Source organism: Gilliamella mensalis (genome assembly GCF_900103085.1).
In the GTDB taxonomy this organism is placed as follows: Bacteria; Pseudomonadota; Gammaproteobacteria; order Enterobacterales; family Orbaceae; genus Gilliamella; species Gilliamella mensalis.
Map to the genome: position 1 here is coordinate 52,265 of NZ_FMWR01000009.1, position 21,230 is coordinate 73,494.

17 protein-coding genes and 1 tRNA gene are annotated in these 21,230 nt (G+C 37.1%); 6 read left to right on the forward strand and 12 right to left on the reverse strand.

What is annotated here, in order from left to right; all coding sequences use genetic code 11:
* Window positions 1-188: 188 nt before the first annotated feature.
* The 5 genes from BQ5209_RS05140 (at window position 189) to BQ5209_RS05160 (ending at window position 6,106) form a co-directional block, all read left to right on the forward strand.
* Window positions 189-2,198, forward strand: coding sequence for an autotransporter outer membrane beta-barrel domain-containing protein (locus tag BQ5209_RS05140; protein ID WP_085247477.1), 2,010 nt, complete (start codon window positions 189-191; stop codon window positions 2,196-2,198).
* A gap of 403 nt (window positions 2,199-2,601) precedes the next feature.
* Window positions 2,602-3,510, forward strand: coding sequence for a metal ABC transporter substrate-binding protein (locus BQ5209_RS05145; protein ID WP_085247478.1), 909 nt, complete (start codon window positions 2,602-2,604; stop codon window positions 3,508-3,510).
* Complete coding sequence (locus tag BQ5209_RS05150) at window positions 3,510-4,403, forward strand: manganese/iron ABC transporter ATP-binding protein (RefSeq protein WP_085247479.1); 894 nt, start codon at window positions 3,510-3,512, stop codon at window positions 4,401-4,403. The genes BQ5209_RS05145 and BQ5209_RS05150 overlap by 1 nt, the downstream gene beginning before the upstream one ends.
* Window positions 4,404-4,406: 3 nt before the next feature.
* Window positions 4,407-5,273: a metal ABC transporter permease gene (locus tag BQ5209_RS05155; protein WP_085247480.1), complete on the forward strand. Its 867-nt coding sequence runs from the start codon at window positions 4,407-4,409 to the stop codon at window positions 5,271-5,273.
* Complete coding sequence (locus tag BQ5209_RS05160) at window positions 5,270-6,106, forward strand: metal ABC transporter permease (RefSeq protein WP_085247481.1); 837 nt, start codon at window positions 5,270-5,272, stop codon at window positions 6,104-6,106. The genes BQ5209_RS05155 and BQ5209_RS05160 overlap by 4 nt, the downstream gene beginning before the upstream one ends.
* A gap of 123 nt (window positions 6,107-6,229) precedes the next feature.
* Here the strand turns inward: BQ5209_RS05160 and dnaB are convergent, their stop codons facing one another.
* The 4 genes from dnaB to BQ5209_RS05180 form a co-directional block, all read right to left on the reverse strand.
* Complete coding sequence (dnaB, locus tag BQ5209_RS05165) at window positions 6,230-7,654, reverse strand: replicative DNA helicase (RefSeq protein ID WP_085247482.1); 1,425 nt, start codon at window positions 7,652-7,654, stop codon at window positions 6,230-6,232.
* 48 nt (window positions 7,655-7,702) lie between these two features.
* Window positions 7,703-8,494 (reverse strand): tRNA pseudouridine(38-40) synthase TruA, encoded by a 792-nt coding sequence (gene truA / locus BQ5209_RS05170; RefSeq protein ID WP_085247483.1) that lies wholly within the window; start codon window positions 8,492-8,494, stop codon window positions 7,703-7,705.
* On the reverse strand, window positions 8,481-9,500 hold the full coding sequence (locus BQ5209_RS05175) for an aspartate-semialdehyde dehydrogenase (RefSeq protein WP_085247484.1): 1,020 nt from the start codon (window positions 9,498-9,500) through the stop codon (window positions 8,481-8,483). Before BQ5209_RS05175 ends, truA begins: the two co-directional genes overlap by 14 nt.
* A gap of 323 nt (window positions 9,501-9,823) precedes the next feature.
* Window positions 9,824-10,834: a hypothetical protein gene (locus BQ5209_RS05180; protein WP_085247485.1), complete on the reverse strand. Its 1,011-nt coding sequence runs from the start codon at window positions 10,832-10,834 to the stop codon at window positions 9,824-9,826.
* Between the two features lie 298 nt (window positions 10,835-11,132).
* On the opposite strand from BQ5209_RS05180, the gene BQ5209_RS05185 reads away from it, so the two are divergent.
* Window positions 11,133-12,188, forward strand: a complete 1,056-nt coding sequence (locus tag BQ5209_RS05185) for a LacI family DNA-binding transcriptional regulator (RefSeq protein ID WP_085247486.1) — start codon at window positions 11,133-11,135, stop codon at window positions 12,186-12,188.
* Between the two features lie 539 nt (window positions 12,189-12,727).
* On the opposite strand, the gene truB is transcribed toward BQ5209_RS05185, so the two are convergent.
* From truB to trpB, 8 genes are all read right to left on the reverse strand, one after another.
* On the reverse strand, window positions 12,728-13,630 hold the full coding sequence (gene truB / locus BQ5209_RS05190) for a tRNA pseudouridine(55) synthase TruB (protein WP_085247487.1): 903 nt from the start codon (window positions 13,628-13,630) through the stop codon (window positions 12,728-12,730).
* Window positions 13,631-13,695: 65 nt separating this feature from the next.
* Entirely contained in the window at window positions 13,696-14,073 is a 378-nt protein-coding gene (gene rbfA / locus BQ5209_RS05195) for a 30S ribosome-binding factor RbfA (protein WP_085247488.1), read from the reverse strand.
* 65 nt (window positions 14,074-14,138) lie between these two features.
* Window positions 14,139-16,778, reverse strand: coding sequence for a translation initiation factor IF-2 (infB, locus tag BQ5209_RS05200; protein WP_085247489.1), 2,640 nt, complete (start codon window positions 16,776-16,778; stop codon window positions 14,139-14,141).
* Between the two features lie 17 nt (window positions 16,779-16,795).
* Window positions 16,796-18,271: a transcription termination factor NusA gene (gene nusA / locus BQ5209_RS05205; protein WP_085247490.1), complete on the reverse strand. Its 1,476-nt coding sequence runs from the start codon at window positions 18,269-18,271 to the stop codon at window positions 16,796-16,798.
* Window positions 18,272-18,287: 16 nt separating this feature from the next.
* Window positions 18,288-18,749, reverse strand: coding sequence for a ribosome maturation factor RimP (rimP, locus tag BQ5209_RS05210; protein WP_085247491.1), 462 nt, complete (start codon window positions 18,747-18,749; stop codon window positions 18,288-18,290).
* A gap of 191 nt (window positions 18,750-18,940) precedes the next feature.
* Window positions 18,941-19,017: transfer RNA gene (locus tag BQ5209_RS05215), tRNA-Met, on the reverse strand.
* 208 nt (window positions 19,018-19,225) lie between these two features.
* Window positions 19,226-20,032: a tryptophan synthase subunit alpha gene (gene trpA / locus BQ5209_RS05220; RefSeq protein ID WP_085247492.1), complete on the reverse strand. Its 807-nt coding sequence runs from the start codon at window positions 20,030-20,032 to the stop codon at window positions 19,226-19,228.
* Entirely contained in the window at window positions 20,029-21,222 is a 1,194-nt protein-coding gene (gene trpB, locus BQ5209_RS05225) for a tryptophan synthase subunit beta (RefSeq protein WP_085247493.1), read from the reverse strand. Before trpB ends, trpA begins: the two co-directional genes overlap by 4 nt.
* Window positions 21,223-21,230: the final 8 nt, after the last annotated feature.

The window sequence follows — 21,230 nt, forward strand, 5'->3', positions numbered from 1 at the left end:
TTTATTTGGATTAAAAAGGAATCATTTATTTACCCTTATACTCTCGTTAATTAAAGATTCAAGTCAAAATGACTAATTAATGGTATTGCTAAAAATCTATAAGGTAACAACCCATTAAGGTTGATTATTGAGAGGAGATTGCTTTATTGTTAAACTATTATTAATTATAGAAGAAAGGAAATTATTAGATGAAAAATAAAATAATTCTAGGATTATCCCTAGCCACACCATTAGTAGTAAATGCACTTGAGCTAAAAGGAAATCAAACCTATACTGATGAAATTAATGTCCCCGTTACTCACGATTTAAATAAAGTTAATGGAGAAATTACATCAGGTATCCGTATATTTTCTAATAGCAACACTATTTTTGAAAAAAATGTCACTGTCAATATCCAAAGAGAAGCTAACCGCACAGAAGATGGAGTTTCTATTTCAGGAATGGATAATGCTTTTTTACCTAACTCTGCATCATCTAGCACCATTTTTAATGGTGATCTTACAATTCATATGCAAGGACATGATTCTGACGCAATTTCTTTACTTGGAAATTCAACCATCATCGTTAATGGAAAAACGACCTTAAGTGTTAGCGATCGTGAATGGTCAGATGCAATTTTTATCTCTGATGGAAATTTAACATTAAATGGCGAATCATTTATTGATGGTAATATTAGTTCTATTGAAAATGGGGTATTAAGAATCAATAATAAATCAATAATTAATGGCGATATCGATGCAAGCTTTGGCGGAACAATTATATTAGATTTAGCATCTGGTTCCAAAATTGTAGGTCGAGTGTCAGGATTTGGTGATCCAGATGATCCTGATGAGGGTAATCCTGATACCACTGGAATTATAAAAATGAATCTTGCCAAAGGTGCTTCTTGGGAAATAACAGATGATAATTCTTACCTTACAGAACTATCTGGACAAGGTTCGATAAAATTTGTTAATGATAATTCTAATGGTAATTATGTAGAGTTAACCATTGAGAATTTAAAAGGTGAATCAAGTTTTGATTTACGTACCGACATTGCTGCAGAAAAAAGCGATAAAATTATTATTTCAAAATCAGCTGACACAAACCGCCCTATATCCGCAGAAGGAAGTCATACCCTAAATTTAACAAATAACGGAGCATCTAATACCACAGGTAAAGAAAAATTAACTTTAGTCGAAATTGATGATAATGCCACAAGTACTGCTGAGTTTAAAACAAATCATAATGTTGAACTTGGTGGTTATCAATATTTCCTAAATAAAGAGGGTAACAATTATGTGTTAACAGCTCATCCTATTACTTCATCAGCAATGGCTAGTGCTGGATTTCTTAACAGTAATTATCTAATGAGCTATATTGAAACCCAAACGTTACTCAAACGCCTTGGTGATATTCGAACAAGTGGACAGTTTGGTGATGTTTGGTTACGCGGTTTTTCTGGTAAGTTGGATTCATTTTCTGGCGGTAAATTAACTAAATTTGATATGAGCTATCATGGATTCCAATTTGGTGCAGATAAACAGTTATCTGAAGCCTCACCTTTTGTAGTCGGCGCTTTTGTTGGACAAACTTATGGAGATCCAGATTATCGTAAAGGAGATGGATCTTTAAAATCATTTAATACTGGTCTTTACGCAACTTATTTAAACAATGACGGATTTTATATTGATGGTGTTGCTAAATATGCTCGTCAAAAAAATCACTTTAAGGTTAAAGATACAGCGAATAATCATGTTCAAGGAACAGGTCATACCAATGGGCTTGGTTTATCTTTGGAGTTAGGTCAGAAATTTAAATTGAATGATTTTTATATCGAACCCCAATCTCAATTGTCTTACAGTCACCAAAATGCTACATCAATTAATGCTACCAATGGACTTAAAGTAAAATTAGGCAATTATAATTCGTTAATTGGTCGAGCATCAGCATTATTTGGATACGAGATCAATTCAGACAACAATAACATCAATATCTATGCTAAAACAGGAATTGTTAGAGAATTTCATGGTGATACTTACTATAAATTAAATACAAGTAAAGAAAAGCATTCATTCAAAGGTAATTGGTGGAATAATGGGGTAGGTATAACTGCACAGTTTAATCAACAACATAATATTTATTTGGATTTAGAAAGCTCACCGGGTAGCCGATTTGATTTATTACAAATCAATGGCGGATATCGTTTTTCTTTCTAAATTACCGATTTACCAATAAAACTACTTTCACATTTTCCTAAAATCCATAAACCACATAGTTAAAAATATGTGGTTTATGCCAATTTATTTGATCATTTTTTTCTACTGTAACTATCATTTAAATAGATGGAATTAGCTACTATTTATTTTAGTTTTATATACAATGAATTAATAACATAACTAGGTAACCAGTTAATAGAAATAGTGAGTTTTAAAAAGGATTTGACTTTTATTTATTAAATAAGAATAATTCTCATTAATAGTTAAGCTAATTGTTATTATGAATTAGTCATCATGTTTCACCATTACAAATAATTAATTAAATAAAAAGGATATTGCTTGATTTAGTAAAAATGATCATTGTGTCTTGCTATTTAATTATGTTAAACGCAAGGAGTCGCTAATGAAGTTCAATTTTTTGAGATTTTTAAGCATTATTTTAGCCTCGTTGATTATTTTCATTGGAGTGTTTTCATCTGCCCATGCTGCAGAAAAAAAGTTTAAAGTGGTTACCACCTTTACCATTATCCAAGATATCGCACAAAACGTTGCTGGTGATGCAGCTCAGGTTGAGTCAATTACTAAAGTCGGAGCTGAAATTCATGAGTACGATCCCACACCAAAAGACATTACCAAAGTGCTTTCTGCCGATTTAGTATTATGGAATGGCCTTAATTTAGAGCTTTGGTTTAAACGCTTTTTTGAAGACGTTAAAGATGTACCTTCGGTTGTAGTGACAGAGGGTATTGCGCCAATGCCAATTCAAGAAGGTAGCTATAAAGGTAACCCAAATCCGCATGCTTGGATGTCGCCAACGTTGGCTTTAATTTATGTTGAAAATATCCGTGCGGCGTTTGTTAAATATGATCCTAAAAATGCAGAGATTTATAATAAAAATGCAGCCGATTATATTGCTAAAATTAAAGCACTTGATGCACCATTACGTGAACGTTTAGCTAAAATTCCTGAAGTTAAACGTTGGTTAGTCACCAGTGAGGGCGCGTTTAGTTATTTAGCTCGTGACTATAATTTGAAAGAAGCTTACCTTTGGCCAATCAATGCCGAGCAACAAGGCACCCCTCAGCAAGTTAGGCATTTAATTGATTTAGTTAGAGCAAATGATATTCCTGTTATTTTTAGTGAGAGTACTATTTCAGATAAGCCCGCTAAACAAGTTAGTAAAGAAACTGATATTAAATATGGCGGCGTTTTATATGTCGATTCACTTTCAACTAAAGATGGCCCTGTACCCACTTATATTGATCTACTCAAAGTGACCGTTGAAACTATCGCTAAAGGATTTGAAAAATAATGACTCAAATTTGCTTGAATGTTGATGATATCACCGTGACTTATAATAATGGTCATACCGCAATTTATGATGCTAGCTTTCGCTTAAATGGTGGCACTATCTGTGCGTTAGTTGGCGTTAATGGTAGTGGTAAATCGACGTTATTTAAAAGCATTATGGGGATGGTTCGTCCAACTCGTGGTCATGTCACATTTAATGATATGTCAGTTAAGCAGACCTTAAAGCAAAATATCATTGCTTATGTGCCACAAACCGAAGAGGTCGATTGGGATTTTCCTGTCCTGGTGTCAGACGTGGTCATGATGGGACGATATGGGCATATGTCTTTTTTACGTATTCCAAGTAAAGAAGATAAAAAACAAGTCGATCTTGCCCTTGAACGTGTCAATATGCTCGATTTTAAACATCGTCAGATTGGTGAGCTGTCAGGTGGGCAAAAAAAACGGGTATTTTTAGCTCGAGCGTTAGCTCAGCAAGGTAAAGTGCTGTTGTTAGATGAACCCTTTACTGGGGTTGATGTTAAAACTGAAAATGCCATTATTGATCTGTTGAAAGATCTGCGTAAAGAAGGCCATTTGATTTTAGTTTCAACTCATAACCTAGGTAGTGTGCCTGAATTTTGCGATCAAGTGGTGTTAATTAATCAAACTGTTTTGGCCTTTGGTCCAACTAAAACAACCTTTACACCACAAAATTTAATGACCACCTTTGGTGGTGCCTTGCGTTATCTGAGCTTGTCGGGCGAAAAATTGCACGATGATGAAGATCCTCGTAAAGTATCGATCTTAACCGATGATGAACGCGCTGCAATTTTTTATGGGGAAGGTAAGCATGACTCGCCTCATCGAGATTTGCTAGTTAACCATCACGATAATGAACCAAAAGGGCAATAATAAATGGAACTATTACTTGAGCCATTCACCTACGGTTTTATGTTAAAAGCAATTTGGGTAAGTAGTATTGTGGGTGCTGCCTGTGCTTTTTTATCGGCTTTTTTAATGTTAAAAGGTTGGTCACTAATGGGCGATGCGCTTTCGCATTCTGTTGTGCCTGGAGTTGCAGGGGCTTATGCGTTGGGGGTACCTTATTCTGTTGGTGCTTTTTTTACCGGATTACTCGCTGCGCTAGCCATTACGCTAGTGCGTGCCTTTACGCGATTAAAAGCAGATGCCATTATTGGTTTTATCTTTTCAACCTTTTTTGCTGTCGGTTTGTTAATTATTTCGCTCAATCCAACATCAATCAATGCGCAAACCATTATATTTGGTAATATTCTAGGAATTGATGATAGTGATATGTGGCAAGTGCAAATCATTATTTTGGTGTCATTTATATTACTTTTCTTTTTTTGGAAGGATTTATTAGTCGTTTTTTTTGATGAAACCCATGCCCGATCCATTGGATTAAAACCACTACCGTTAAAAATCCTATTTTTTACCATTTTAAGTGCCTGTACTGTTGCGGCACTGCAAACTGTTGGAGCCATTTTAGTAATTGCTATGGTTGTTACACCCGGTGCAACCGCTTACTTATTGACTAATCGATTTTCGCACTTATTGATTATTTCGGTTCTAATTGGTGCGATAACAAGTGCTATTGGTGCTTGGATCAGTTACTTTTTAAATGGCGAAACCGGTGGCGTTATTGTTACGTTGCAAACGCTAATATTTATTGCTGCATTCTTATTTGCTCCACAGCAAGGGTTAATTGTAAATCGCCTTAGGATCCGCCAAAGCCGTTTAAATAAAAGGGGGCAGGTATGACAGAGTTTTGGGAATATATCTATTATCCACTTACTCTTCCCCTTATTGAGCGCGCAATCTTAGCTTCGTTAGCAACCGGTATTGTATGTGCCCTACTATCTTGTTTTTTAGTTTTAAAAGGTTGGTCGTTAATGGGGGATGCGATTTCGCATGCGGTTTTACCCGGCATTGTGCTGGCATATGTAGCAGGTATCCCTATTATCATTGGTGCTTTTGCTTCAGGTCTATTTTGCTCGGTTGCAACGGGTTATATTAAAGAAAACAGTCGCATTAAAGAAGATACGGTCATGGGAATTGTGTTTTCGGGGATGTTTGCTTTTGGCTTAGTGTTATTTTCCAAAGTAGATACATCGCAACATTTAAATCATATCCTATTTGGTAGTGTGCTTGGTACCAGTTATGACGAGCTTAAACAGATCATCTTTATTGCTGTAATTGTCTCGCTTTTAATTATCATTAAACGCCGTGATCTAATGCTCTATTGCTTCGATCCAGTGCAAGCTAAAGTTGTAGGACTACCCGTTAAGTTACTCCATTACGGTTTGTTGAGTGTTTTAGCTTTAACTATTGTAGGATCATTAAAAGTCGCGGGGATGATTTTAGTTATTGCGATGTTGATAGCCCCGGGCATTACTGCTTTTTCATTAAGTAAACGCTTTGAATGGATGTTAGTTATTGCTGTATTGATTTCAACATTTTCAACAGTGATGGGAACGTTGATAAGTTATTATATAGATGCGTCAACCAGCGCTTGTATTGTTATTTTACAAGCAACTCTTTTTTTATTTGCCCAAATTTATCAGTTTGTTGCTCACAAAAAAGTGCGCCGTTAAATTAATTTTTGAAACTACTATCGAAATCACTATTAAAACTACATTGTTAATAGCTATAAAAAAACAGCGTAAATATATTTGTAACTGTATTTACGCTGTATCGATGCTTATTACTTTTAGTTGTTACTCATCATCCAGATATTTACTGTTATCGGCATAATTATCAAAACGTGAAAACTGACCTTGGAATTTTAATCGTACTTTACCAATTGGTCCATTTCGTTGTTTTCCTAAAATGATTTCAGCAATACCTTTATGTTCTGATGCTTCGTTATACACCTCATCACGATAGATAAACATAATCACATCAGCATCTTGTTCAATAGAACCCGATTCACGTAAGTCTGAGTTAACCGGTCGTTTATCAGCACGTTGTTCCAAACTACGATTAAGCTGAGATAGCGCAACCACAGGCACTTGTAGTTCTTTAGCCAAAGCCTTTAGTGAACGTGATATTTCGGCAATTTCTAGGGTACGATTTTCAGAGATATTAGGCACGCGCATAAGTTGTAAGTAATCGACCATAATCATACTTAACCCTTTATGCTCACGATAAATACGTCTGGCTCTTGAACGCAACTCCATTGGTGTTAAACCTGATGAGTCATCGATATAGATATTTTTCTTTTCCAGCAATAATCCCATAGTGCTTGAAATTCTTGCCCAATCATCGTCTTGTAATTGCCCTGTCCGAATTCGGGTTTGGTCAACACGTGAAAGTGACGCTAACATACGCATCATAATTTGTTCTGATGGCATTTCTAAGCTGAATATTAACACCGGCTTTTCTTGCTCTAAGGCAGCATTTTCACACAAATTCATGGCAAAGGTGGTTTTACCCATTGATGGCCTTGCTGCAATAATAATTAAATCGGAACGCTGTAAACCAGCCGTTTTTTTATCTAAATCAATATAACCGGTTGAAACCCCTGTCACCCCATCATGCGGACGTTGAAAGAGCTCTTCAATCTTTGCGACTGTTGCTTCTAACACTTCAGTAATACTTTTTGGTCCTTCGCCTTGTTTAGTTCGGCTTTCAGCAATCTGAAATATTTTACTTTCCGCCAAGTCTAAAATTTCGGTACTATCGCGCCCTTCGGTGGCATAACAGTTATCAGCAATATCATTTGATGCGCTGATTAATTCACGCAAAATCGCTTGTTGGCGAATAATATCACTATAAGCAACAACATTAATCGCACTTGGTGTGTTTTTAGAAAGCTCGGCCAAATAAGCAAATCCACCTACATCGGCTAATAGGTCTTTACTTTCAAGACTTTCTGAAAGAGTAATTAAATCAATTGGCGTCCCTTTGCTGACCAAGGTATGCATTTCAGAAAATATCAATTGATGATGACGCGAGTAAAAATCCCGCTCAGTGATCATTTCAGATACCGCATCCCAACGTTGATTATCAAGCATTAAGCTACCCAGCACCGCTTGTTCAGCTTCGATTGAGTGTGGTGGAAGCTTGATATTATGCAGATTTGATTTTTTCGCATCTTGATTTTTAAAATCTTTGTTTGCGCTTGTTCGATCAGTATTCATTACATTCATCTTTTGTTCTAAATTGAATTTATTGCTAAGCTACTTCGCTTATCTTAAAAATAATGGACCTAAACTCGGTTCGGGAATTTGATATTCGGATGGATAATCCACCTGAACTAAATATAATCCTTCCGGTTTTGCTGTTGCGGCAGCTTGCGTTCTGTCCTTAGCTTGCAAAAGTTCATAAATCCATTCTGGACGCTGATTTCCCACTCCAACTTCTAGTAAACTACCCACAATATTGCGTACCATATGGTGCACAAATGCATTGGCTTTTATATCCACAATAATATATGCACCCTGCCTTGTCACTTCAATATGATGAATATTGCGCCAAGGCGTTCTTGATTGGCACTGAGCTGCTCGAAATGATGAAAAATCATTTTCGCCTAATAAATACTGCGCCGCTTGGTGCATTAAAGTTTCATTAAGCGGTAAATAATAATGCGATACCCCTTTAGCTAAAATCGCAGGGCGATAACGATGATTATAGATCACATAACGATAACGCCGAGCTGTCGCACTAAACCTTGCATGAAAACTATCCTCAACTATTTGCGACCAGCGCACAGCAATATTATCAGGTAAATGCGAATTAACACCCATTGTCCAAGCACTCACTGAGCGCGCAGCTTGGGTTTCAAAATGCACAACTTGTCCTGTCGCATGCACGCCGGCATCGGTTCGACCAGCACAAAATACGTTGATTGGCGCATTAGCAATAATTGATAACGCAGATTCTAGCCGCTCTTGGATAGAATCGACAGACTGCTGACGTTGCCAGCCAAAATAACCACTACCATCATATTCAATGCCAAGGGCAATTTTACAGATAGTCATTAATCAGGATCTCAAGCGTCTCAATTAACATTAATGCCCCTAAATAACGGATATTATCGGCCACTGACCAAAATTGAATTTGTTCATAATGACCATAACTGTGTCTTAAATTCGCCAACTTTATAACCAAATTATGTTCTGATTCGGTACTGACTTCGGTCACTGGCGTTGGCAAGTTATCGCCTTGCACTTCAACACCAAATTCACCAAAGCGTGCCATATCTAATTCAATTGGCAAGCTACTTGATACATTAATGGCTTGTGACACGCCATAAAACACGGGCACAATCACTGACTCGATAGAGACAGGAAGTTCATAATTACTCAATACTTTACGAATTTGATCAACTTGAGATTTTTCTCCTAGTATTGCATCGTGATGTTCATGCGATACTGGTAATAGATTAAAAGCTAATTGCTTATCAAACAGTTGATTATCAACTGGCATACCATTTAACAAGCGAGCACTTTGCCCTGCCAGCTCATCAACACCTGGCTTACCATATAATGATGCAGGAATAAAGCTGGTAGCATGTAAATTCGTTAACAGCGCCATATCAGTTAACGAAGCAACACAACGCAACAACTGGCATACAGTGGCGCTAGCAACGGCAATGATGTTTTCATTACGGTATTCGGTCAATACACTATTATTAACTTTAGGTACCACTAATGGAATATGATCTTGCTGGGCAAAATAGCCACTTGCATCAATTACCACACATCCCGCTTCTGCTGCAACTTGCGCATACTTTTCACTGGTTTTAGCACTAGCGACAAAAAAAGCAAAATGACACTCGCTCCAATCCATTTGTGCACTATCAATCACCGTTAAATTTTTACCAGCAAAGCGAACTATTTCGCCAGCACTATTGTCGCTACCGACTAAATAAAGGTTTTCAATTTTTAGACTACTGTCTTGTAAACTACGTTGCTGTAGCAACTCAACTAGCGCAGAACCAACCTGGCCTGTCGCCCCTACAATAGCAATATTCCATGCAGACATATTTATAGACCCAAATAAAAAATTTAGTGGTAATTATATCACTATATTGTCAAAGATAACGGAAAAAGATATGTGACAATAGCATTAGATGAATAGATTTTATTTAACTGTGAGTTTGAACATTAAAACGATAAGCCATCATCAAGATGGCTTTATTGATACTGAGCTTTTGATAATACTCGAAAATGAATTTAGCAGTTTACATTTTCACAGGTTATTTGACTATTCAAACACATACTCTGATTTGTTAGTCTTCACCAATAACGAATTAGCTTTTATTGATAAAGTTTATACTAAATCATTATATTGATTTCCAAATAGTGCTAATTGGCTAACTCATCTTCCACATGTTTGATGGCCTGCCGATGTTGATCAATTAAGCAAGTCAAAACTTTGTCTAAATAAGGTTCGATATCACTTTCATGAATAGGTGCTGGTGTAATTAAACACGCTGTATTTATATTTTGTTTTAATGTCAGCAATAAATCTTGCTGTTGTTTCTTGCTATCAAGTAATTTTATTTTCTCTGTTAGCTGATCTTGATAATAATGATAAACTCTAGATGCAAGACTATAATCGGAAGAGCCATTTTTAGCTGATTGATTAAATAGTGCAATAGCCTCTTCTAATGTTAAACCATATTCAACAGCACCTTCGTGAAATTTAGTATTAAATTGATTAGGATAGATAATGTGATAAGTTGCTTCTGGCATATTGATTTGCATCTCTTTAAGCACAAATTTCATATTACTTGTATCAATATTGTAATGCTTCCATAATGTAGGAAAAGTCCCAGACTCAGCCTCAATTGGTTCTGATTTTATCGACAATAGCGTGTAAATATCGCCACTTGGAGCAATATAGTAATGCTGATAACCATGCCAAAGAGTAGGATTATTAGAAAAAGAGTTATTTGCTAAAAAAAGCTTATCAATTACCTGATTTTTGCTGATTAAAGATAACGTAATATCTCGCCCTAAATTAGGTAAATCTTTTTCGTTTTTGTTGTTAGGATTAATTGGGCTAATGCTTAATTTTAGTTGAAAATCATTACCATTATAGGCAATAGGATCTTCATCAATTAATTTATCTAACCGTTTAAAATCAAATTTCAAATTGTTGAGTGGGCAACGGCTATCGTATTTTATCTTTTCTTTTTTATCGAGTTGATTATATTCATCTTCGTTTCTAGCACAATCTTGTTGCAATTGCTGCATATCAACATTGATAAAAAATGGATCACCTTGATATTTTGTCTTAATATCAAACAATTGCCCATAAGCACAACAACTAAACATAAATAAAATTGCGCCTAATGAAAGTTTCTGTTTCATATAGAATTCCTTTTATCCATCTTATTTTAACATGACTCCATCCTATCTTTTTTGTTAATAGAATAAAGCACTAATCTGTACCTGAATTTTTAATAATCATTCTTTTATTCAAGTAGGTCGTCCACACTATATAACATGGATATATTACTTATGCCATAGCTTTAATAAAACATATTCATTTAAACTTCTTTAGATATCTGTCATAGATATTTTGGAACACAGATCGACAAAACAAAATTTTATCGCTTACAAATCCATCTAATATCGGTAAAGTAATAAGACTCTTTAATGCACTTATATGCGATTTATGACAAAAATTACCCTATCAACGATTGCCAAAAAGGCTAATATTTCTGTTGCTTCAGTTTCTAGAGTATTAAAAAAACCACATCTAACATCACCTCAAACTCAGTTACGCGTTTATCAAGCGATTGAAGAATTAAATATAGACATAGCCAAAAACTTCAAACCCTATCAACCAATACATAGCAGTAAACGGATATTAATTATTGATAATCAACTTTTTTCAAAAAGTTTAATCAATGTTGGCTTAGAGCAAGTTTTAAAAGAAGAACAGTACCAATGGTTTTATTTACAGTTTCCTTATAATAATAAAAATGATATCTATCATATTATTCGTTATGTGGCGCAAAATACCTTTGACGGGATTATCATTATTAATGACGCCCCTTACTTAAAAACACTGATTTCTTATAAAAATACATTACCGCCGATTGTATTAGTGAATCACTTTTCGCTTGATTTTGTTTGTGTTCACTTTGACCATTTATTTATTGGTTATCAAATGACGCAATATTTGATTGATAATTATCATAACCAAATTGCCATTTTACTTAATGATGACAAGGCGATGAATTCAGTACTTTTACTGCAAGGTTATAAGCAAGCTTTATTACGTGCAAATATTACTATCGAACCTCGATATATTATTCAAGGATGCTTTACCTATCAACATGCGAGAGCGGCTATTAAAAAATTAATAAACGGCACAAAATCACCCACTGCCGTCATTTGTGCCGATAATTTTAGCCTAAATTACTTAAACGAAAATCATTGTACACAGCAGCAGCATCAATTACCTGATAGCATGGTTTTGGGGGCATTACATCAAGCCAAAGAAAGTAAAGCAAAACTGACTAAACCACTTACAATATCGTATTTTAGTGCCTCAAAAGAACTTAAATATAATGAATTAGATAGTCTATGCAAAATAAATAAACCATTATTTAAAATGGGGCAAAAATCAGCGGCTTTACTATGTGAGCTTATAAAAAACACAATAAAACCCATTAAGCACTGTACAATCATTAACGCTGAATCGATGTTTTATTAATACTGGTACTACCCCTAAAATATATTTCCCATCAGCGACCCAGAAAAGTTATTTGTCGCCAATAAGATGGGAATACTGGTCAATACAAGTAGATAATGGAACATAGTTTACCTAAAAAACCAAACCAACATAAAAAATAAATAATACAAACAATTATAAAAACGAAACACCTAATAATTCATAAAATGATGTGATGCCCATTGAACATAAAACATTACACATATTTGTAAAAAATATTCAGGATTCTATACCGTTTCAGACTTCAATTAATCTTCAAAATAGATAAAGTGGCTTTTGATGGTGGGATTTTAACCGAGCAAGACTAGTTGATGAATGTTGAATGTTGAATGTTGAATGTTGATTAAATATTCTTTTTATTTTTGGTGTTTTTGAGAAGCAATTTTGTAACAGCTACTGGCATAATGTAATGCCAGTGCTGAACAATTTTATTGCTATTTCAGGGTAAAATTTTTTAGCTATCAACAAATTTAGATCTTTTTGATATCAACCAATCTAGGAAAAATTTAACTTTTAAAAAATTAGGATGTTGATATTAATCGTTTTGGCGATAATTTGTTACTTTGCATCACACCGGCGCCAATAAATTGCTGGTCTTGATAAATTCGCACTAAGGTTTCAACTTGCATAGTATTTTCAAGTTCAATGGTTCGTCCTAACAATATATCTTTACCTTGTGCATCAGTCAGCGTGATTTTTGGACGATCTTGTAATGGGCTGTCAACTGGCATAAGTAAGTCATCTTTTTGGTCGATATTTTGTAACTGTTCTAACGTTACCATGTTTTCAATCGGGTAATTGGAAACTTGCAAACGCCTTAAATAAATAACATGTGCCCCACAACCCAGTAATTCGCCTAAATCATCAATAATTGTGCGAATATAAGTGCCTTTAGAGCAGTGTATTTCTAGGGTTAGTTCGTTTTTTATGGCATCAAATTGGATAAATTGATTGTCGTAAACGGTAATAGGTCTAGCTTCACGTTCAATGACGATACCTTGGCGAGCATATTCGTAAAGAGGTTTTCCTTGATGTTTTAAAGCCGAAAACATGGTTGGAACTTGTAAAATATCACCTCGAAAATGCGTTAAAGCTTGGTTAATTTGCGATTCGTTCACTTTCACAGGTTTGGTACAAATAATTTGACCATCTGCATCAGAGGTATCCGTACGTTCACCAAGTTTGGCAATCACTCGGTAGCGCTTATCTGAATCTAATAAATACTGTGAAAATTTGGTCGCTTCACCAAAACAGATAGGCAACATGCCTGTCGCTAATGGATCAAGAGCACCTGTGTGACCCGCTTTTTTAGCATTAAATAACCATTTCACTTTTTGCAGCGCATCGTTAGATGTCATGCCTTGGGTTTTGTCTAGTAACAAAACGCCGTGAAGATCACGGCGAGTTCTTTTTATATTCATCATTTATTTTATACTGAAACGCATAGTTACCTGAAACTTTTTAACAAAATTCAGGGCTATTTTTAATATTAATCTTTATGACGCTCATTATCATGCTTGATAACATCCGCCACCAAACTCGACATCTGCATACCTTTAACTAACGATTCGTCGTAAAAGAATTTGATTTCGGGAATAATTCGCAGACGCATCGCTTTGCCAATTAACGTGCGAATATAGCCTTTAGCGTCATTAAGTACCGCTAAACCTTGTTCAATCACTTGCGGATCATCGTCATTTAAAAAAGTGACAAAAACCTTGGCATACGAAAGATCGCGCGAGATATCAACGCCCGAAACAGTGACCATGCCAAGACGAGGATCTTTGATTTCTCGCTGTAAGATAATTGCAATTTCTTTTTGTAGTTCATGCCCTACTCGAGATGAACGGTTAAATGTTTTTGCCATATCTATTTTCCTTAAAAAATGAATAAGCAAGGCCTAAACCTTGCTTATAACATATTGCGTAATAATTAGATAGTACGCTTGATTTCGATGGTTTCAAAAACTTCGATCGTATCGCCAACACGAACATCGTTGTAGTTACGTACACCAATACCACATTCGGTTCCGTTACGGACTTCATTAACATCATCTTTAAAGCGACGTAATGATTCAAGTTCGCCTTCATAGATAACTACATTATCACGTAGAACACGAATTGGATTGTGACGTTTAACCACACCTTCGGTTACCATACAACCAGCAATTGCACCAAATTTAGGTGATTTAAATACATCACGCACTTCAGCAAGACCAATGATTTCTTGTTTGTATTCTGGTGCGAGCATACCGCTCATTGCTTGTTTAACTTCATCAATTAAGTCATAAATAACAGAATAGTAACGTAGATCTAAGTTTTCTGATTCGATCACTTTACGTGCTGATGCATCGGCACGAACGTTGAAACCTAAAATAATCGCATTCGATGCTGCAGCAAGCGATGCATCAGTTTCAGTGATACCACCCACACCTGATCCAATAATTTTAACTTTAACTTCGTCTGTTGACAGTTTAAGTAATGAATCAGAAATTGCTTCAGCCGAACCTTGAACATCCGCTTTTAATACGATATTAAGCTCAGAAACATCGCCTTCTGTCATATTAGTAAACATGTTTTCAAGTTTCGCTTTTTGCTGACGAGCAAGTTTCACATCACGGAATTTACCTTGTCGATAAAGGGCAACTTCACGTGCTTTCTTTTCATCACGCACAACGGTGGCTTCGTCACCTGCTGATGGCACACCAGACAAACCAAGGATTTCAACTGGTATTGATGGACCCGCTTCTGTCACTTCTTTGCCAAGTTCGTTACGCATTGCACGAATACGTCCATATTCAAATCCACAAAGAACGATATCGCCTTTACGCAGTGTACCTGATTGCACAAGAACAGTAGCTACCGAACCACGACCTTTATCAAGGAATGATTCAATCACCACACCACTTGCCATACCGGTTTCGTATGCAGTAAGCTCAAGCACTTCCGCTTGTAATAAAATAGCTTCAAGGAGTTGATCAATACCGGTTCCCGCTTTTGCTGAAACATGAACAAACTGCGTATCACCACCCCAATCTTCTGACATTACACCATATTGAGCAAGTTCACCTTTTACGCGCTCTGGATCGGCTTCTGGTTTATCAATTTTGTTTACCGCAACCACCATCGGCACATTTGCTGCTTTAGCATGTTGAATTGCTTCAATGGTTTGTGGCATCACACCATCATCAGCAGCAACAACAAGTACCACAATATCTGTTGCTTTAGCACCACGCGCACGCATTGAAGTAAATGCCGCATGACCCGGAGTATCTAAGAATGTAATTTCACCGCTTGCGGTTTTAACATGATAAGCACCGATGTGCTGAGTAATACCACCGGCTTCACCTGATGCCACTTTCGCTTTACGGATATAGTCAAGTAATGAGGTTTTACCATGGTCAACATGTCCCATAATAGTGACAACTGGTGCGCGTGCAACTTTTTCTGCACCGGTATCACGGTCGCTCATAAGTGATTCTTCAAGCTCATTTTCGCGGCGTAATACCACTTTATGTCCCATCTCTTCAGCAACAAGTTGTGCCGTTTCTTGATCGATAACCTGATTAATAGTTGCCATTGCGCCCATTTTCATCATGGTTTTGATTACTTCAGAGCCTTTTACGGCCATTTTATTAGCCAATTCGGCAACAGTAATGGTCTCGCCAATAACCACATCGCGGTTAACTGCTTGTACAGGTTTATTAAAGCCTTGTTGTAAGGTACTTTTACCTTTCTTTTTATGACCACTACGTGTCACTGCGCGAGCTTCTTCTCGTTCTGCTTTGCCTTCAGATAGTTTGCTGCCTTTTTTCTGCTTAGTCTGTTTACCACTACGACCTCGCCCTCGAGCACTTTCAACTTCCCGATCGGTATCATCCTCTGCAGCTCTCGCATATTTAGAGGTGGTCACATGATAATCTTCATCTTCTACATGCTGCTCACTATCATCAACTTTATTATATTGTTCAGCTAGTTTACGAGCTTCCTCAGCCATGCGTTTAGCATCTTCCTCTAGTTTTCGGCGACTTTCTTCTTCAGCTTTACGTTTAATTTCGTTCGCTTCAGCTTCTAATCGTGCTTTTTCCTCTTGCGCTTTTTTTACCTTTGGATCCACTGAGTGTTCTTGCGCTGCTTTCGCTTTTTCTTCTTGAGCACGTTTTTTGGCTTCTTGCGCCGCTTTCTTTTCTTGTTCTTCAGCTTCTTTTCGCGCGTTTAATTCGGCCTCTTCCTTTGCTTTTTGCTCAGCTTCAAGGCGTGCCTTTTCTTGTTCAGCGGCAATTTCGGCTGGATCTCGTTTAACAAAAGTGCGTTTTTTACGCACTTCTACTTTAATTTCTTTGCTTTTGCCACCACCGCTCGACACATTCAAAGTTGAGTGCTTTTTACGTTGCAATGTTAACTTTGTTGGCCCTTGCTGAGGTTTTAAGTGAGCAAGCAAAGCTTCTTTTTCCTTTTGTGTAACAGTATCAGATGCGGTTTTCTTCATACCTGCATCGGCAAACTGTTGCAAAAGCGTTTGCACTGGAGTATTGATCTCTTGAGCCAGTGTTTCGATTGATACTTTGGTCATGTATTACTTTTCCTCAATTATTCATCTGCAAACCAACAAATATTACGTGCAGCCATAATAAAATCGCCAGCTTGTTCGCTTGTTATACCTTCAATATCTGCTAGGTCATCGGTACCTTGTTCAGCTAAATCTTCCAAAGTGATGATGCCATGTTGTACTAATTGATAGGATAACTCTTGTGTCATACCTGGCAGTTCAAGTAACTCTTTAGCAGGTTGTTTATCACCACGATTTGCTAGTGCCATTGTGGTTAATGCATCTTTTGCTCGGTTTCTTAGTGTTTGAACTAAATCTTCATTCAATTCTTCAATTTCAAGCAATTCGTCCACTGGCACATAGGCAAGTTCCTCTAGTGAGGTAAAGCCTTCTTCAACTAATAGCTGAGCAAGACCTTCATCAATATCAAGATGTTTAATCAAATTATTGATTGCTGCAAAAGATTCTGCATGGTGTTTTTCTTGCAAATCTTCAGTGCTCATCACATTTAATGTCCAACCAGTAAGCTGAGACGCTAAACGGATATTTTGACCATTTCGACCAATAGCTTGTGGTAAGGTTTCAGCATTGACAGCTACATCCATGGTATGTTTATCTTCATCAACAACGATGGAAACAACATCTGCTGGCGCCATAGCATTAATTACATATTGTGCTGGGTTGTCATCCCATAAAACAATATCAATACGTTCGCCACCAAATTCATTCGATACAGCTTGTACACGCGCACCTCGCATACCAACACATGCACCAACAGGATCAATACGACGGTCATTACTGCTAACTGCAATTTTAGCGCGTGAACCAGGATCACGAGCTACGCCTTTGATATCGATCATCTCTTCGCCAATTTCAGGGACTTCAATGCGGAATAACTCTTCCATCATTTCAGGATTTGAACGGCTAATGCAAAGTTGCGCCGGTTTATTATTTTGTTCAACTAGATATAAAATACCACGAACACGGTCACCAATACGGAAATTTTCACGCGGTAACATATCATGACGTGACATCATTGCATCAGCATTGTTGCCTAAGTCAAGAATGACACTGTCGCGATTGGTTTTTTTGACAATACCTGTCACAATATCACCAATACGATTTCTAAACATGTCAATTACCATGGCACGCTCAGCTTCACGTACTTTCTGCACAATAACTTGTTTGGCCGTTTGTGTAGTAATACGGTCAAAAGCAACCGATTCAATTTGTTCTTCAATATAATCGCCAAGTTGTACTGATGGATCTTCGTACTGTGCTGCATCTAACGTTATTTCTTTCGTTGGTTGGGAGACTTCATTAACCACTTGCCAACGACGGAATGTATCATAATCACCAGTTTTATGATCGATTTTTACTAAAACATCAATATCAACGGCATGTTTCTTTTTAGTGGCCGTTGCTAATGCAGTTTCTAACGCTTCGAAAATTTTGTCGCGCGTAAGCGCTTTTTCGTTTGATACCGCTTCAACAACAGCTAAAATTTCTTTATTCATCCTTTATATCCGTACTCTATTTAAGGTTAAAATTAGGTACAATGTTTGCTTTTTGAATATTGCTAAAAGCAAACACTTCATCATTATCATCTACGGCTAATGTAATCATTCCACTATCGATAGACTTAATTCGTCCTTTCCATTTGCGGCGGTTGGCAACAGGAATACGCAGACTGACTGTAACCTCTTCACCAACAAAGCGCTGATAATGTTCAAGCGTAAACAAAGGTCTATCCATTCCTGGTGATGAAACTTCAAGATTATAGGCATCTTTGATAGGGTCTTCGACATCAAGCACCGAGCTAATTTGTCGACTAACATCAGCACAATCATCAACAGTTATACCATTTTCACTATCAATATAAACTCGTAACACAGGATAACGGCCACGAATGTATTCAACGCCAACTAACTCAAAACCTAGTGCATTCACTGGCTCTTGAATAATATCGGTCAATTGCTGTTCTATATTAGCCAAACAAACCTCCACTGCAGAAAATAAAAAAGGGCATATAGCCCAACATCTCTTTTAAACTCACGCTTAAATCAAAACACGAAAAAAAACCTCGACATGCGAGGCTTACATTCAAAAAATAACTATAATGAAGCCACTTCATTCGAACTTTCAAACAATAACAGGATAGATTGGTTTATGAATGAAAATTTAAGTGGTTGCGGGGGCTGGATTTGAACCAACGACCTTCGGGTTATGAGCCCGACGAGCTACCAAGCTGCTCCACCCCGCGATAGATGAGTGAGAATTATACGGCATTTTCAATAAAATGCAACTGCAAATCACTGTAGTTTTATTCATATGCCTAAAATTGTGAAAAAACATTACACGCTAATTCTAGCGTGTTTAATAATAAAACAAGGCATAACTGATGAATTTATATCAGCACAATAATTCATATTTCAATGCAACTATTTGTACCGATAATTCAGTGCGTTAAATTACTTATGAGTTGCCTTTTTCATGGTTTTAACAAAATTTGCTAACTGGCTAAGCATTTGTTCTGGATTATTGAGATTTTCTTCAATAATTTTAACAGTTGCAGATCCACTAATTGCCCCAGCCGCACCTGATTTAATCACTTCGCTAACTTGAGTTGGCTCGGAAATACCAAACCCTTGTAAAGCAGCAGGCGCTCCAAACTCAATTAATTTTTTTAACAAATGAGTAAGTGGTTTATTCGCGCGATTTTCAGCACCCGTAACACCGGCACGAGATACCAAATAGGTATAACCTTTACCATACTTAGCAATATTTTCAATGACTTCATCATCAGCATTAGGTGGACAAATAAAAATGGGGGCGATATTGTATTTTTCCGCTGCAACTGTAAATTCTTGTGCATATTCAACAGGTAAATCAGCAATCAATACCGAATCAACTCCCGCTTTGGCGCACTTGGCATAAAAATTTTCGATACCATTTTTGAACACTAAATTAGCATAAATAAGTAACCCAATTGGAATATCAGCATGTTGCGCTCTCACATTAGTTAGAATCTCAAAACACTTTTCAACAGTTATTCCGCCTTTAAATGCACGGATATTGGCATTTTGGATAGTTGGACCATCGGCCATCGGGTCTGAAAATGGTATGCCTAACTCTAACGCATCGGCACCAGATTCGATCAATGTTTGAATAATGTTAAAAGACAGTTCTGGCGTTGGATCGCCAACTGGCACAAAAGGAACAAAGGCACCTCGTTTTTCGGCTGTTAATGTGGCAAACAGTTTTTTATAACGGCTCATTCGACTTCTCCTTTTGCTTTTAAAATATCATAAACAGTAAAAATATCTTTATCGCCACGACCCGATAGATTAACGATTAATAGCTGTTCTTTCGTTGGATTTTCTTTGATCATTTTCATCGCATAGGCTAAGGCATGTGATGACTCTAGCGCAGGAATAATGCCCTCATGTCGCGATAAAGCCTTAAAGGCATCAAGCGCTTCATCATCGGTAATGGAGACATAATCAGCACGACCAATACTATCTAAATACGCATGCTGAGGACCAACTGATGGAAAATCAAGCCCAGCTGATATTGAATATGATTCTTCAATTTGCCCTTCATCTGTTTGCATCATGGGTGATTTCATCCCAAAATAGATACCTAGTTTACCATGTTTAAGCGAAGCTCCATGTTCACCGGATTCAATACCATGACCACCAGGCTCAACGCCAATTAATCTGACCGATTTATCGTCAATGAAATTAGCAAACATACCAATAGCATTTGAACCACCACCAACACAAGCAATCACCGCATCTGGCAAACGCCCTTCTTTTTCAAGGATTTGTTGTTTTGCTTCACGGCTGATCATTTGCTGAAATTCACGCACAATAGTTGGGAATGGATGCGGGCCTGCTGCCGTACCAAGCATATAATGGGCTTTTTCATAGCTTCCAGACCAATCACGTAATGCCTCGTTACAGGCATCTTTTAACGTCGCTGAACCCGTTTCAACAGGGATCACCGTTGCCCCCATCAGTCGCATTCTAAACACATTCGGTGCTTGGCGTTTAACATCTTTTGCGCCCATATAAATTCGGCATTTTAAACCAAGTAGTGCACAAGCCAACGCTGAAGCAACACCGTGTTGCCCTGCCCCTGTTTCGGCGATAATTTCGGTTTTGCCCATTCTTTTAGCAAGTAACGCTTGCCCTAAAACTTGGTTCGTTTTGTGCGCACCGCCATGGACTAAATCTTCTCGTTTTAAATAAAGCTTGGTTTTTGTGCCAGCAGTTAGATTTTTGCATAAAGTTAATGCCGTTGGTCTGCCTGCATAGTTGACTAATAAATCGTTAAATTCTTTTTGAAAGTTGGGATCGTTGATAGCTGAAATAAAGGCGTCCTCGAGTTGCTCAAGTACAGGCATTAATATTTGGGGAACATATTGCCCACCAAATTCGCCAAAATAAGGGTTTAATTTAGACATAACCATTC